This window comes from Aquisalimonas lutea (assembly GCF_030409225.1).
GTDB classification, from domain to species: domain Bacteria; phylum Pseudomonadota; class Gammaproteobacteria; order Nitrococcales; family Aquisalimonadaceae; genus Aquisalimonas; species Aquisalimonas lutea.
Map to the genome: position 1 here is coordinate 446,386 of NZ_JAUFPK010000004.1, position 15,450 is coordinate 461,835.

The following is a 15,450-nucleotide window of genomic DNA, read 5'->3' on the forward strand; positions in this document are numbered from 1 at the left end:
GGCGACCGGCCCCGAAGGGGTGGCGGCAGGGATGCCGCCACCGGCTGTCAGCACAGGGATGTGCTGTCAGCCGGCCAGCCCGGAGCGGAGGGTAGGAAGCTCTGCTTCCGTAAGCGGAGCTCCGGAACCCAACCCCAATCCCGCCACCGGACACGGACCCATCCGCAAGCCGTACGCTTCCCCTCCTCAGGTTACCCTTCCGGCCTCATGGCAGGGAACAACAGGACATCGCGGATGGAGGCCTGGTCGGCGAAGAGCATGATCAGGCGGTCGATGCCGATGCCCTCACCCGCCGTGGGCGGCAGGCCGTACTCCAGGGCGCGGATGTAATCGGCATCGTAGTGCATGGCCTCCTGGTCGCCGGCGTCCTTGTCCGCCGCCTGGGCGCGGAAGCGCTCGGCCTGGTCCTCGGCGTCGTTGAGCTCGGAGAAGCCATTGGCCATCTCGCGGCCGCAGATGAACAGCTCGAAGCGCTCCGTGACGAACGGCTCGTCGTCCTTGGGCCGCGCCAGCGGCGAGACTTCCTTGGGATAGTCGATGATGAAGGTGGGCTCGCGCAGCTGGTGCTCCACCGTCTCCTCGAACAGGGTCACCTGCAGCTTGCCGAGGCCGCCGTTGTCATCCACGGCGACGCCGAGGCGATCCGCCACCGCCCGGGCACGGGCGGGGTCGTCCAGCTCCTCGGCGCTGACGCCCGGGTTGTAGCGGACGACGGCGTCGCGCAGCGACAGCCGCGGGAAGGGCTTGCCGAAATCCACCGCCTCGCCCTGCCACTCCATCTCCGGCGTCCCCTTGAGCTCCACGGCCAGCTCGCGCAGCAGCTCCTCGGTCAGGTCCATGAGATCGTGGTAGTCCGCGTAGGCCTGGTAGAACTCCAGCATGGTGAACTCGGGGTTGTGCCGCGTGGACACGCCCTCGTTGCGGAAATTGCGGTTGATCTCGTAGACCTGCTCGAAGCCGCCCACCACCAGGCGCTTGAGGAACAGCTCCGGGGCGATGCGCAGGTACAGCGGGATATCCAGCGCGTTGTGGTGGGTGACGAACGGCCGCGCCGCCGCGCCGCCCGGGATCTGCTGCATCATCGGCGTTTCCACTTCAAGAAAACGCCGTAGGTTCAGGAAATCCCTGATGAACTGAATGACCCGGCTGCGCACTCGGAAGACGTCGCGCACTTCCGGGTTCACGATCAGGTCCAGGTAGCGCTGCCGGTACCGCGCTTCCTGGTCGGCCAGGCCGTGGTACTTCTCGGGCAGCGGGCGCAGGGACTTGGTCAGCAGGACCAGGCGCTCGACCCTCACCGAGAGCTCACCCTTGCGGGTACGGAACAGCGTGCCCTCGGCGCCGACGATGTCGCCCAGGTCCCATTTCTTGAACTCCTGGTACTGGCCCTCGGGCAGGGCATCGCGCTGGAGATGGAGCTGGATGGAGCCGGTCATGTCCTGCAGGCTCGCGAAGCTGGCCTTGCCCATGACCCGCTTGGCCATCATGCGCCCCGCCACCCGCACGCGGATGCCTTCCGCCTCCAGGGTGTCGTTGTCCTGGTCGTCGTGGGCGGCGTGCAGGTCCGCGGCGAAGGCATCCCGGCGGAAGTCGTTGGGGAAGGCCCCGCCGCTGTCCCGCCAGGCGCGGAGCTTCTCGCGCCGCTGGGCGATGAGCTTGTTGTCGTCGGTCTCCGCAGTTTCCTTGCTCACTGGTTCGTCGCTCGCTGGTTTACACGTCGGCCTTGAGGCTTGCCTCGATGAAACGGTCCAGGTCCCCGTCCAGCACCGCCTGGGTATTGCCCACCTCCACGCCGGTGCGCAGATCCTTGATCCGGGACTGGTCCAGGACGTAGGAACGGATCTGGCTGCCCCAGCCGATGTCGGACTTGTCGTCCTCGACGGATTCCTGGACCTGCCGGCGCCGCTGCATCTCGCGCTCGTAGAGCTTGGCGCGCAGCTGGTTCATGGCCGTCTCGCGGTTGCGGTGCTGGGAGCGGTCGTTCTGGCACTGGACCACGATGCCGGTGGGCTCGTGGGTGATGCGCACCGCCGACTCGGTGGTGTTGACGTGCTGGCCGCCGGCGCCGCTGGCGCGGTAGACGTCGATACGCAGCTCCGAGGGGTCGATCTCGATCTCGACGTTGTCGTCGATCTCCGGCGAGGCGAACACGGCGGCGAAGGAGGTATGGCGCCGGTTGCCGGAGTCGAAGGGCGACTTGCGCACCAGCCTGTGCACGCCGGTCTCGGTGCGCAGCCAGCCGAAGGCGTGATCGCCCTCGAAGCGCACCGTGGCGCTCTTGATGCCGGCGGTGTCGCCTTCCGAGAGCTCGATGATCTCCGTGCGGAAGCCGCGCCGCTCGCCCCAGCGCAGGTACATGCGCAGCAGCATGTTGGCCCAGTCCTGGGCCTCGGTGCCGCCGGAGCCGGCCTGGATGTCCAGGAAGGCATTGGCGCTGTCCATCTCGCCGGTGAACATGCGCTGGAACTCCAGCGCCTCCACCTCACGGGCGTAGGCGCGCAGATCCGTCTGCACCGAGGTGATGGTCTCGGCGTCGTCCTCGGCCTCGGCCATCTCCAGGAGCTCTTCGACATCGGCGAGGCCGCTGTGCAGGGACTCCAGCTGGTCGACGGTATCCTGGAGGTAGGCCCGCTCCCGGTTCAGGGATTGCGCTTCACCGGGGTTGTTCCAGATGTTCGGGTCTTCCAGGAGCCGCAGGACTTCCTCGAGGCGCTCCTTCTTGCCCGGATAGTCAAAGATACCCCCTGAGCGCATCCACGCGCTCGCGGAGGTCCGCCGCCTGGGAATAAAGGGCGTTGAGTTCCATACCGCTCATTACTCGATGCTGCCGGGAAAGGCGCGCATGGTACTACAGGGGGCTGCCGGTGTCAGCGCACGGCCTGCCACTGCCGCCGCAGGCGCTTCTCCGAGGCCGGCATGGCCGTGCCCAGATGCTGGGCGAACAGCGAGATGCGGTATTCCTCCAGCAGGTGGCGCATGCGCTGGAGCTCCGGGTCGTGGATGCCGGCCTCCCGGTGGCGGGCCGCCCGATCCTGCCACGCCTCCCACCAGGGGCGCACCAGGTGGGTGCGCTGGGCATCGCGGCGCGGGTCCTCGGCCTGCTTCGTCAGCCGGTGCTCCAGGCCGTCCAGGTACCGGGGCAGGTGCTCCAGCAGCTCCGCCGGCAGCTCCAGCAGGAAGTGCGGAAACACCAGGGCGTCCAGGTGCTCGCTCATGTCCCGGAAGCTGTCCATGCCTTCCAGTCCCCGCGGCTCCTTGAGGGCCTTGCGCAGCACGTGATAGCGCTCCAGGATGCGTGCGACCCGGCGGGCGAAGCGCTCTCCCTCGGCCACCAGCTCCTCCCGGCCGGCATCCAGCATGACGCGGAATGCCGCCTCGTCCCGGGGCAATGCCCGCCCCGAGAGGAACACCCGGTCGACCACCGCGGCCAGGAGCTCATCGCGGAGCTCGTCGCTGCCGCCCAGCCCCTGGTACTGCAGCGCCATGCGCTGGAAGTCCGGGAGATGATCCCGCAGGTACGCCACGGTGTCGCGCAGCTGCAGGCGGACCAGGCGCCGGATGCCCGCGCGCGTTCGCTGCTCCGCGGCCTCCGGGGCATCCGTGACCTCCAGGGCGACGCTGGCCCCCTCGTCGACGATGGCCGGATAGCCCCGGACGGTGATCCCGTGCTGGCGGAACTCCACGGTCTCCGGCAGCTCGCCGAAGTCCCAGCGGGTGATGCCCCGGCGCTCCCAGGTACTCTCCCGGCGGCCGGCGCGGAAATCGGTGCTGGCGCGGTCGCCGAGGCGATCCTGCAGGGCGCGGAGATCGCGCCCGCGCTCCAGCAGCCCGCCTTCGGCGTCGTACACCTGGATGTTCATGCGCAGGTGATCCGGCAGGGTCACGGCGTCCCAGGTCTCCGGGGGCACATCCACCCCGGTCATGCGGTGGAGCTGCCGGCGCAGGGCGTCGATCAGCGAGCCCCGGCCCGGCGTCATGGCGGCCAGCGCTTCCCGGGCGAAATCCGGCGCCGGCACGAAATGACGGCGCAACGCCTTGGGCAGCCCCCGGATCAGGGCCGTGACCTTCTCCTCCAGCAAGCCGGGCACAAGCCACTCCAGCGGCTCCGGCGCGAGCTGGTTGAGTGCTGCCAGCGGCACCTGCAGGGATACCCCGTCGTCGGCATGCCCCGGCTCGAAGTGGTAGCTCAGCGGCAGCTGCAGCTCGCCGACCTGCAGCGCCTCCGGGTACCGGGTGCCGGTGACCTCCTCGGCGCCGTGCTGCATCAGCGCCTCGCGGGTCATGTACAGCCGGCGCGGCTGCTTGTCCTCGACCTTGCGGCGCCAGCGCTCGAAGCCGCGCAGGTCGTAGACATCCTCCGGCACGCGCTCGGCGTAGAAGGCATAGAGGCGGTCCGCGTCCACCAGGACGTCCCGGCGGCGGGACTTCTCCTCCAGCTCGCGGATGTCCGCGATGAGCGCCCGGTTGTGCTCGCGGAACCGCCCCTTGCTGTCCACCCGGTCCTCGACGAGCCCCTGGCGCAGGAAGATCTCCCGCGCCTCCGCCGGATCGATGCGACCGTAGTCCACCTTGCGCCCGGTCACCAGCGGCAGGCCGTAGAGCGTCACAGTCTCGTAGGCGCTTACCCGGCCCTTGCGCCGGTCCCAGTGCGGCTCGCTGTAGCTGCGCTGCACCAGGTGGCCGGCGACCCCCTCGACTTCCCGGGGATCCACCGCCGCCACGGTGCGGGCGAACACGCGCGAGGTCTCCACGAGCTCCGCGGCCACGATCCACTTGGGACGGCGCTTCGCCAGGGCCGACCCCGGGAAGATGGTCAGCTTCAGGTCGCGCGCGCCCAGATACCCCGAATCGTCGCTGCGCATGGCCACGTTGCCCAGCAGCCCGGTGAGCAGGGCCCGGTGGAGCGGTGCGTAGTCGGCCGGCTCGGTATTGGCCCGGTAGCCCTGCCCCGTCACCAGCTCCTTGAGCTGCCGGTGGATATCGGCCCACTCGCGCATGCGCAGCGGGCTGAGGTAGTGGTCGCGGCACCAGCGGCGGAGCTTGTTGCTGGACAGGTGGCGGCGCTGGTGCTGGTAGTCCTGCCACAGGTTCACGAAGCCGAGGAAATCGGAGCGCTCATCCTGCCATTGCCGGTGGGCCTGGTCCGCCGCCTGCTGGGCCTCCAGCGGGCGCTCGCGCGGGTCCTGGATGCTCAGGGCCGCGGCGATGACCAGCAGCTCGCTGACCGCGCCCTGCTCGCCGGCGGCGAGCAGCATGCGGCCGATGGTGGGATCCACGGGCAGGCGGGCCAGCTGGCGCCCGAGAGCCGTCAGCCGGCGCCCGTCGTCCACGGCCCGGAGCTCGAACAGGCTGCGGTAGCCGTCATTGATGTAGCGCCGGTCCGGCGGCTCGACGAAGGGGAACGCCTCCACCCCCCCCAGGCCCAAGGCCTGCATCTGCAGGATCACCGCGGCCAGGTTGGTGCGGCGGATCTCCGGATCGGTGAACGCGGGCCGGTTTTGGTAGTCCTCTTCGCTGTAGAGACGAATGCAGACCCCGGGAGCGACGCGCCCGCAGCGCCCCGCCCGCTGGTCCGCCGAGGCCTGCGAGATGGGCTCGATGGGCAGGCGCTGGACCTTGCTGCGGAAGCTGTAGCGGCTCAGCCGCACGACCCCGGTATCCACCACGTAGCGGATGCCCGGCACGGTCACCGACGTCTCCGCGACGTTGGTCGCCAGCACGATGCGGCGGCCGCCGTGGGGCTGGAACACGCGCTGCTGCTCCGCCGCGCTCAGCCGCGCGAACAGGGGCAGGATCTCCGTGCCCGGGGGGTGCTGCTTGCGCAACGCCTCGGCCGTCTCGCGGATCTCCCGTTCCGTTGCCAGGAACACCAGGACATCGCCCGGCCCTTCGCGGGCGAGCTCGTCCACGGCGTCGACGATGGCGGTCTGCTGGTCCCGGTCCCGATCCCCCTCGTCGGCGGCGGCCAGGGGCCGGTAGCGGACCTCCACGGGATAGGTGCGCCCGGACACGTGCAGCACGGGCGCATCGTCGAAGTGCCGGGAGAAGCGCTCCGGGTCGATGGTGGCGGAGGTGATGATGACCTTGAGATCCGGCCGCCGGGGCAGGATGCGCTTGATGTAGCCCAGGAGGAAATCGATGTTGAGGCTGCGCTCGTGGGCCTCGTCGATAATGATGGTGTCGTAGGCCTCCAGGACGCCGTCGCCCTGGATCTCGGCGAGCAGCATGCCGTCGGTGACCAGCTTGATCCACGTGCGCTCGCTGACCCGGTCGGTGAAGCGGATCTTGTAGCCGACCCCCTCGCCCACCGGCGTCTCCAGCTCCTCGGCGATCCGTCCGGCCAGCGTGCGCGCGGCCAGCCGACGGGGCTGGGTATGGGCGATCATGCCGTCGATGCCGCGCCCGAGCTCCAGGCAAATCTTGGGCAGCTGAGTGCTCTTGCCGGAGCCCGTCTCGCCGCACAGCACCACCACCTGGTGGTCGCGGATGGCGTCGCGGATCGCCTCCCGGTGTTCCACCACCGGCAGGTCGTCCGGGTACGCCGGCTCGGGGCGCTGCTGGATGCGGGCCTCGCGCCGGGCCACCGAGGCGTCCATGTCGGCGGCCAGCCGCTGCAGGCCGCGATCGTAGGGCTTGCCGGCACGGGCCCGTCGGCGCAGCCCCTGGAGCCGCTTGCGGAAGGCCGTGCGATCCGCTCCCAGACAGCTCGCCAGCCGCTGCTGCAGCTTTTCCAGATCGGTCTCGGAACGCTGGCCGGGCTGCGCGCTCATGGCCTCCCGTTACAGAAAGGTTCGTACGTCAGTTCGCCGTGCTGGCCCGCCTGCGCTGGCCGTCGCGGTTCGGGTACTTGCGCATGGGCAGCTGGACGGCCTCGAGCTGCCACTCGCTGTCCGTGCAGCGCAGCAGCAGGCAGGAAGGCCCGCCGTGGACGCGGGTCCGCCCGGCGGCGCCGGGGTTGAGCACCCACGGGACCTCGTCGCAGTCCATGGCAAGGCGGTGGCTGTGACCGTACACCACCGCGCGCGCCTGGGGATAGGCCTGTCGCAGGTGCCGGTGGCGCTCCCGCAGCCCGCGATGGTCGTCGCCGTGCACCACGACCAGCGAGCCACCGGGCAGCGCCACCTCGGCGGTGGCGGGCAGGTTCTCCAGGAAATGCAGCTCCGAGTCCGCCCACTTGTCCGCCGTGTCGTTGTTGCCGCGAATGGCAATCACCGACTCCCGGGGATTGAGCGAGCAGAGAACGTCGGCGCCGCCGACGTCCCCGGCATGCACGGCGTAGTCGCATTCGGCGACGCGCTCGGAGATGCGCGGGTCCAGAAAGCCGTGGGTGTCCGCGAGAACCGCGACAAGTGTTGCCTGGTTATCGGTCATGAGGCGCTGCTGTCATTGCTGGGACGCCGCGGCCAGGGCGTCCCGAAGGCCGTTGTAGTCCCGGGTCACCCGGAACTGCGGAAATTCGTCGACGACGTTCTGGGGCGGTGCGAACAGGATCCCGGTATGGGCCTGCCCCAGCATGCCGGTGTCATTGTACGAATCCCCCGCCGCTGCCACCCGGAAATTCAGCTGCTGGAACGCGGCGACGGCGGCCCGCTTGTGATCCGGCAGCCGCAGATGGTAATTCGAGATGCGCCCGCTCGCATCCGTCTCCAGCCGGTGACAGAACAGCGTCGGCCAGCCGAGCTGGCGCATCAGCGGCCGCGCGAACTCGTAGAAGGTATCCGAGAGGATCACCAGCTGGTACCGCGCGCGAATCCAGTCCACGAACTCCCGCGCCCCGGCGAAGGGTGCCACCTCGTCGATGACCGCCTGCAGGTGCGCCATGCCCAGGCCGTTGTCGTCGAGGATGCGCAGTCGCTGGCGCATGAGCTCGTCGTAGTCGGGTACATCCCGGGTGGTGGCGCGCAGCGCGTCGATTCCCGTGCGCTCCGCCAGGCCGACCCATATCTCCGGCACCAGCACGCCTTCCAGATCAAGGCAGACAATCATCACGCTGACGGGTTCTCCACGACGCTCCGTGTACAGGCCATCACCGGCCCGGCCCGGAAAACGCGCACACAGTATTCGTTTTTCCCCCCACCTGCAACACGGTGTCACCGCTCCAGCGCTACCTGCTGAGAGGCTGCTCCTGCTCGTCCCGCTCGGAGCCCGGCTCCGGCTCATTCCCGCGGTTGGTCACCCCGTGCGGCACGTGTCCCGTGGCCACCTGCTCGCTGGCGATCTCGCAGTGCCCCTCCTGGTCGTCGAAGAAGATGTCCGCGCCGAAGGCGGCCAGAAACTCCGCCTTGGCCAGGCCGCCCAGGAACAGCGCCTCGTCGATGCGGATATCCCAGTGCCGCAGCGTGCGGATCACCCGTTCATGGGCGGGCGCGCTGCGGGCGGTGACCAGCGCCGTGCGGATCGGCGCCTGGCCGGCGGTCTCGCCGCCGCGGCGCTGCAGCTGGTGCAGCGCGGCCAGGAAGGACTTGAACGGCCCGCCGGGCAGCGGCGAGTGCGCCTGGGCGCGTTCGCTGGCCGAGAACGCTTCCAGCCCCGACTCCTGGAAGACCCGCTCGGCGCTGTCACCGAACAGCACGGCATCGCCGTCGAAAGCGATCCGGACCTCGCCGTCGTCGTCGCCGCCCGCCTCCCGCCCGGCGGACGGCAGGATGGTCGCCGCGGCGTAGCCCTGGTTCAGGGCCTGGGCGACGTCGTCGGCGTCCGCCGACAGGAACAGGTGCGCACCGAAGGCGGGAATGTATCGCCAGGGCCGCTCGCCATTGGTGAAGGCGGCGCGGGTGATGTTCAGGCCGTAGTGCTCCACCGAATTGAACACGCGCAGCCCGGTATCGGCGCTGTTGCGCGACAGCAGGATGATCTCCACTCCGGCGTCGATGCCCTCCAGGCGCAGCAGCTTGCGTACTAGCGTGAAGGCCACGCCCGGCGCCAGGATCTCGTCCTCGTGCGCGCGCTGGTAGGCGCAGTAGGCATCCACGCCCTGCTCCATGAACACGCGATGGCTGTCGGTCATGTCGAACAGCGCGCGGGACGAGATGGCGATGACCAGCTTGCCTTCGAAGGACACGGGCATGGACCACTCCGGAATTTTCTCCAGCGCTCACAATAGGCATGCTGTCGCGCAGAACCAACAAGCACCGCGGAAACGTGCACACCAGGCGGCATATTGTCCCGTATTCGGGATGACGGCGACACCACGGCAGAACGGCGGTTGGGCAGACCTCGGCGGACCCGCCCTCTCAACCCTTCGTTGTGCGTACCGATAACGCTCCTGTGGCAGGCTGTTATTGGACCGAGGCTTACGGAACGGAGAGCAAGCGCACAGATGACCAAGGCACGCACCGAGGACTCCCCGCACGCATTCCCCGAAAGCGACCCCTTGGTCGACCGCTTTCTCGCCATCGGCGGCATCATCGCCATCTCCGCGGCCCTGCTGCACGGGGTCGCCACCGCCTTCGGCCCGCCCGGTGCGTCCGACACCGTGTTCCTGTTCCTGGACGTGGTCGCGGCCGTGGTGCTGGGCGCGTGCTTCGGGTTACGCGACCGCCTGTCCACCACCGCCAAGGTGCTGGCCATCGCCTTCGTCGTCGGCGGCCTGGCCGTTCTCTCGCTGACGCGCAGCGGCTTTCTGGGCTCGGGGATCCTGCTGCTGTGCACGCTGATCGTCATCTGCGTCGCCACGCTGCGGCCGAAACGGAGCATGCTGGTGGCCGGGCTCTGGGTGATCGTGCCGCCGCTGCTGTCGATCCCCGTCTGGCAAGGCTGGCTGCAATTCGATCATGCGCTCATCGAGCGGCAGAACACCCCGGTCGGCTGGCTGTTCGCCGGTCTCCTGCTGCTGTTCTTCACGCTGGTTTCCTGGACGGTGATCAACCGCTTGCGCTCCCGCCTGGTCCGGGAGATCCATTCACTGGAAGCCTCGCATTCCGAGCTCAACGAAGCCAACCGCGAGCTGGAGGCGAGCCGCGATCACGTCGCCGCCCTGGCCTACTTCGATTCGCTCACGGGACTGCCCAACCGCAGCCACCTGGAGGAACACGTCGCCTACCGGCTGCAAGCCGGCGTCAGGACGGCGCACCTGGTGCTGCTGGATATCCGGGGCTTTCGCATCGTCAATGCGCTGTTCGGCAGCGATCACGGCGACGAGATCCTCCGCGACGTCGCCGAGGCCCTGCGGAACAACCTCACGCAGTGGCGTTTCGCGGCACGCACCGGGGGCGACGAGTTCGCCGTCTGGATCGAGGACCTGGAGGCCCGGGAATTGCCGGATCGCTTCGACCAGGCCTTCCGGCAGGCCATGGCCGAGCTCCCGGTGGACCGCGTCGGCCACCGGGTCGAGTACTCCACGGCCGCCACCACGTATCCCGGCGACGCCGGGAGCTTCGAGGAGTGCCTCAAGAAGGCGGGTATCGCCCTGCGGCGGGCGAAGAACGAGCAGGCCGATTCGCTGTACTACTTCGATCCGGCCATGATGCAGCAGGTGGAAGCCTCCCTGCGCATGCGCAAGCTGCTGGAGGAGGCCATCGACCAGCGCGATTTCCGCATGGCCTACCAGCCCAAGGTCAACCTGCGCACCGGCGAGGTCGTGGGCGTCGAGGCGCTTGCGCGCTGGTCGCCGTCCACTCTGGGCCCCGTCTCCCCTGCCGAGTTCATTCCCGAGATCACCGAATCGAAGCTCATGATCCCGTTCGGCAAGCTCATCCTGGAGACGGTGCTCGCCGAGATCCCCGACGTGCAGCGACAGTTCGGCGAGCACGTATCCGTCGCCGTGAACATCTCGCCGCTGTACTTCTTCTCCCGGGGTTTCTCCCAGACCGTGATCGGCCTGGCCCGGGACGCGGGCGTGGATCCGTCCGTGCTCACGCTGGAGATCACCGAGGACGTGCTCCTGGACAACATCAGCCTGACCCGGGAGCTGATCCAGGAGCTGAATGACCACGGCATCCGCATCTCCCTGGATGATTTCGGCAAGGGCTATTCATCGCTGCACTATCTGAGCTATCTCCGGCTTGACGAACTCAAACTCGATAGCATCTTCGTGGATACCATCTGCGATGATGAGCGCAACTTCGCCCTGGTGCAGTGCGCGTGCTCCATGGCGGAAGTCTTCGGCTTCGACGTGGTGGCCGAGGGCGTGGAAACCCGCGCACAGGCGGAGCGCTTGCAGCAGACGGCCTGCGGCTATGCCCAGGGCTATCTCTACGGCCGGCCCACGAGCGTGAGAAGCCTCCACTGAGCGGGAGCCCGGGCCGCATTGCGAGACACCCACAGGGGATTATCCCCGGGAGGCGATCATGGCGACCGAGCCAACCCATACGGTGCCCGAATCCACCGGCTGGACGACCCATACGGTGGTAAACCAGCCGACCCCGTTCGAGGGTCGCAACCTGTATCTCACCGACCAGGTCCTGCGCGAGGCGGTTCAGCGCGAGGGCGGCAGCTGGGGAGAAGATCGCCTTGCGGCCTACGGTGATCGCGCCGGCGGCGAGCTCTGGGAAGCGGGCTTCGATGCCAACCGCAACCCGCCGGAGCTGCGCAGCCACGATCGCTACGGCCATCGCATCGACCAGGTCCGGTTCCACCCCGCGTATCACCAGCTCATGGAGGCCGCCCTCGGCGCCGAGATCCACGCCCTGTCGTGGCGTCAGCCCGGCCCCGGCAGCCAGGTGGTGCGCAGTGCGCTGATGTACCTGCACAACCAGGCGGAATCCGGGACCATGTGCCCGGTCACCATGACCCACGCGGGCATCCCCGCCCTGCGCCATCAGCCGGAGCTCGCCCGGATCTGGGAACCGCGCATCCTGAGCAACCGGTACGACGGGCGCTTCCTGCCGCCGGAGCAGAAGACCGGCGTCACCCTGGGCATGGGCATGACCGAGAAGCAGGGAGGCTCCGACGTTCGCGCCAACACCACCAGCGCGCTGGCGCTCGGGGCCGAGGGCCCGGGCCGCGACTACGAGCTCGTCGGCCACAAGTGGTTCTTCTCCGCGCCCATGTCCGACGCCTTTCTCGTGCTCGCCCAGTCCCGGGGCGGGCTGAGCTGCTTCCTGCTGCCCCGGTGGCGGCCCGACGGCACGGTCAATGCCATCCGCATCCAGCGCCTCAAGGATAAGCTGGGCAACCGCTCCAACGCCTCCAGCGAGGTGGAGTTCGAGAACGCCTACGCGGTCATGGTCGGCGAGGAAGGCCGCGGCGTGCCCACCATCATCGACATGGTCGCCCAGACCCGGCTGGACTGCATGATCGGCTCCACCAGCCTCATGCGCCACGGCCTTGCCCATGCCGTGCACCATTGCGCCGGGCGCTCCGCCTTCGGCGGGCTGCTCCTGGAGCAGCCGCTGATGCGCAACGTGCTGGCCGACCTGGCGCTGGAGGTCGAGGGCGCCGTCGCCCTGACGTTCCGGGTGGCCTCGGCCCTGGACCGGGCACCGGACGACCCCCGGGAGCGGGCCTTCGCCCGGATTGCCACGGCGCTCGGCAAGTACTGGATCTGCAAGCGGGCCGCCGGCCACATCACCGAGTCCCAGGAGTGCCTCGGCGGCGCGGGCTACGTGGAGGAGCACGTGCTGCCGCGGCTTTACCGGGAGGCTCCGGTCAACGCCATCTGGGAGGGCTCCGGCAACGTCCAGTGCCTGGATGTCCTGCGCGCCATGCAGAAGAGCCCCGAGACGGTGGATGCCGTGTTCGCGGAGCTGGAGCGCAGCCGCGGCGCCAACCGCCACCTGGATGCGGCGGTGGAGCGGATCCGCCGGCGCCTGGACGGCGACGCCGAGCTGCCCCTGGAGGCCCGCCTGCTGGTGGAGGACCTGACCCTGGCGCTGCAGGGCGGCCTGCTGGTGCGCGGCGGCAGCGACGCCGTGGCCGACGCCTTCTGCACCGCACGGCTCGGCCCGGAACGGACTCTCCTGTACGGCGGGCTCTCGGCCGCCGCCGACGTGGACACCCTGGTGAACCGGGCCATGCCGGAGGCGTGATCCGGCTGCCAGCGGCCCCGGCTACAGGGCCGCGACCTGCCCGTCGCTGCGCGGGTCGGCGGCGCCCTCGAAGACACCGTCGGCCCGCCGGCTGATGGCGCCGGCGTGCCCCATGGCATCCTCGAACGGGCCCAGGACCTCCACATCGTGCCCCGCCGCGGCCATGGCCTCGATGAGTGCCGGCTCGAACCGGGACTCGAACTTGAGGCTGGTGCTGGTGCTGCCCCAGGTGCGTCCCAGCAGCCAGCGCGGGGCGGTCACCGCGTCCTGCAGCGCCTGGCCGAACAGGACGTGGCGCGAGAATACCGCCGCCTGGGTCTGCGGCTGGCCCTCGCCGCCCATGGTGCCGTAGACCAGCGTTCGCCCGTCGTTCAGCCGGGCCATGGCGGGGTTCAGCGTGTGGAACGGCCGACGGCCCGGCTGCAGCGCCTGGCGCCCCGCCGGGTCCAGGGAGAAGCTCATGCCGCGGTTCTGCATGAGCACGCCGGTCGCCGGCGACACCACTCCCGCCCCGAACTCCCAGTAGATGCTCTGGATGAAGCTCACGCTGCGGCCGTCCCGGTCCATGGCGCCCAGCCAGACGGTATCTCCCGGAGCGCCGGCCTGCGGCCAGGGCAGCGCCCGCTCCGCGGAGATGCGGGCCGCCGCCCCGTCCAGAAACGCGGCGTCGAGGAACCCGCACGGATCCCGGTCCATGAAGGCGGGATCGGTCACATAGCGGTCACGGACCTGGAACGCCTGCTTGGTCGCCTCGACCAGGCCGTGGACGTGAGCGAAGCCCTCCGCCCGCTCGACGCCCAGGCGCTCGAAGATGCCCAGGATCAGCAGCGAGGCCAGCCCCTGGGTCGGCGGCGGCATGTTGTAGACCCGGCCGCCACCGAGGTCCAGGCCCAGGGGATCCACGGTCATGGCGTCGAAACCGGCCAGATCGCCGCGGTCCACCGGACTGTCCATCGCCGCCAGATCGTCGGCGAGCGCCGCCGCGATCTCGCCGCGGTAGAAATCGTCGAGACCCGCCCGGGCGAGCTGCTCCAGGGTGTCCGCCAGGCGCGGCTGGCGGAACACGGCGCCTGTCTCCGGCGGCGCGCCGCCGGCGAGAAAGGTGTCGGCGAAGCCGGGTACGTCCTCCAGCTCGCCGCGCTTGTCCGCGGCGAGCCGGGCCAGTCCCGTGCTGGCGGGCACGCCGTCGCGGGCGTGCCGAATGGCCGGCTCGAGCAGCCGTGCCAGCGGCAGCCGGCCGGCTCCGGACCCCGGTGATGCCAGGGCCCGCTGCCAGCCGGCCACGGTGCCGGGAACCGTGAGGGCGGCATGGGGACCCCGTGCGGGTATTGCCGACGCGTGCCCCCGCGCATCGTAGAACGCCCGGTCGGCAGCAGCCGCAGTCGGCCCGCAGGCATCGATGCCCAGCGGCGCGGCGCCGTCGTTGCCGATCAGCCAGAAGCCGTCGCCGCCGATGGCGTTCATGTGCGGGTAGACCACCGCGATGGCGGCAGCGGCCGCGACCATCGCCTCGACGGCGCTGCCGCCGTCGCGCAGCACGTCACGGCCCGCCTCGGCGGCGAGAAAGTGCGGGGCCACGACCATGCCGTTACGGGCCCGGGGTGTTTGCAGCATGGATCCGGTTCTCCTTGATGGCCGCGATCAGTACAGGACATCCAGCAGCATGCGCACCGAGGTCACGGCGAGGAACAGTGCGAATGCCTGGCGCAGGCGCGCGGGGTTGACGCTGTGCGCGATGCGGGCGCCGATGGGTGCCGCCAGCAGGGTCAGGGGCACGATCAGCGCAAAGCCGATGAGATTGACATAGCCGATGCTTCCAGGCAGACGCCCCGCCACCCCGAGGCCGGACCACACGAATCCGGCGGTCCCCGGCACGCTGATGATCAGCCCCAGCGCCGATGCCGTGCCCACGGCCCGGTGGATCGGATAGTTGAACAGCGACAGCACCGGCACGCTGAGCGTCCCGCCGCCGATGCCCATGAGGGTCGACAGCCCGCCGATCACCGCGCCGATCAGCCCCCGTGCCGGCCCGGCGGGCAGGGACGCGGCCAGCGCGCTGCGCTGGCTGGGCAGCGCCATGTTGACCGCGACCAGCAGCGCCACGATGCCGAAGATGGCGCCCAGCACGGCGCCGTCCACCAGGCTGCCGCCGAGGCCGCCGAGGACGGCCCCGGCGAACACCGAGGGGGCCAGCGAGCGCAACAGGTCCGGGTCCAGCCCGCCCCGGGCGTAGTGCGCCCGCGCCGAGCGCAGCGATGTGGGAATGATCGTCGCCAGCGACGTCCCCACCGCCAGGTGCATGCGCACGGCTTCGTCCAGCCCCAGCAGCGTGAACATGTGGTAGAGCACCGGCACGATGACGATGCCGCCGCCGACGCCGAGCAGCCCGGCCATGATTCCGGCCACCAGGCCCGTCAGGCCCAGCGCCGCCGCGAGACCGGCCAGCCAGGCCGGATCGTGTGTCGAGAAGAGCTCCATTGCG

10 protein-coding genes are annotated in these 15,450 nt (G+C 69.8%); 2 read left to right on the forward strand and 8 right to left on the reverse strand.

Translation table 11 applies throughout. From position 1 onward, the window contains the following. Nucleotides 1-191: 191 nt before the first annotated feature. The 6 genes from lysS to QWY84_RS13275 form a co-directional block, all read right to left on the reverse strand. Nucleotides 192-1,691 carry a lysine--tRNA ligase gene (lysS, locus tag QWY84_RS13250; protein ID WP_290203186.1) on the reverse strand — a complete coding sequence of 500 codons (1,500 nt, stop codon included), beginning with the start codon at nucleotides 1,689-1,691 and terminating at the stop codon, nucleotides 192-194. A 19-nt stretch (nucleotides 1,692-1,710) separates the two neighbouring features. After that, nucleotides 1,711-2,806 (reverse strand): peptide chain release factor 2 gene (gene prfB, locus QWY84_RS13255; RefSeq protein ID WP_290203397.1). Its coding sequence is split into 2 segments (ribosomal slippage): nucleotides 1,711-2,733 and nucleotides 2,735-2,806, totalling 1,095 coding nucleotides; the frame shifts between segments, so codons are not numbered across the junction. A gap of 61 nt (nucleotides 2,807-2,867) precedes the next feature. Next, entirely contained in the window at nucleotides 2,868-6,770 is a 3,903-nt protein-coding gene (gene hrpA / locus QWY84_RS13260; protein WP_290203187.1) for an ATP-dependent RNA helicase HrpA, read from the reverse strand. A 28-nt stretch (nucleotides 6,771-6,798) separates the two neighbouring features. After that, nucleotides 6,799-7,371: a metallophosphoesterase family protein gene (locus tag QWY84_RS13265; protein ID WP_290203188.1), complete on the reverse strand. Its 573-nt coding sequence runs from the start codon at nucleotides 7,369-7,371 to the stop codon at nucleotides 6,799-6,801. Nucleotides 7,372-7,383: 12 nt separating this feature from the next. Continuing rightward, entirely contained in the window at nucleotides 7,384-7,986 is a 603-nt protein-coding gene (gene thrH / locus QWY84_RS13270) for a bifunctional phosphoserine phosphatase/homoserine phosphotransferase ThrH (RefSeq protein WP_290203189.1), read from the reverse strand. Nucleotides 7,987-8,104: 118 nt separating this feature from the next. After that, complete coding sequence (locus QWY84_RS13275; RefSeq protein WP_290203190.1) at nucleotides 8,105-9,067, reverse strand: 5'-nucleotidase; 963 nt, start codon at nucleotides 9,065-9,067, stop codon at nucleotides 8,105-8,107. A 252-nt stretch (nucleotides 9,068-9,319) separates the two neighbouring features. Between QWY84_RS13275 and QWY84_RS13280 the strand changes: the two genes are divergently transcribed. Both QWY84_RS13280 and QWY84_RS13285 read left to right on the forward strand, forming a co-directional pair. Continuing rightward, nucleotides 9,320-11,230: a putative bifunctional diguanylate cyclase/phosphodiesterase gene (locus QWY84_RS13280; protein WP_290203191.1), complete on the forward strand. Its 1,911-nt coding sequence runs from the start codon at nucleotides 9,320-9,322 to the stop codon at nucleotides 11,228-11,230. A 58-nt stretch (nucleotides 11,231-11,288) separates the two neighbouring features. Further along, nucleotides 11,289-12,968, forward strand: a complete 1,680-nt coding sequence (locus QWY84_RS13285) for an isovaleryl-CoA dehydrogenase (RefSeq protein WP_290203192.1) — start codon at nucleotides 11,289-11,291, stop codon at nucleotides 12,966-12,968. A gap of 21 nt (nucleotides 12,969-12,989) precedes the next feature. On the opposite strand, the gene QWY84_RS13290 is transcribed toward QWY84_RS13285, so the two are convergent. Continuing rightward, nucleotides 12,990-14,582, reverse strand: coding sequence for a gamma-glutamyltransferase family protein (locus QWY84_RS13290; RefSeq protein WP_290203193.1), 1,593 nt, complete (start codon nucleotides 14,580-14,582; stop codon nucleotides 12,990-12,992). 27 nt (nucleotides 14,583-14,609) lie between these two features. Further along, nucleotides 14,610-15,446, reverse strand: a complete 837-nt coding sequence (locus QWY84_RS13295) for a sulfite exporter TauE/SafE family protein (RefSeq protein ID WP_290203194.1) — start codon at nucleotides 15,444-15,446, stop codon at nucleotides 14,610-14,612. Nucleotides 15,447-15,450 lie beyond the last annotated feature (4 nt).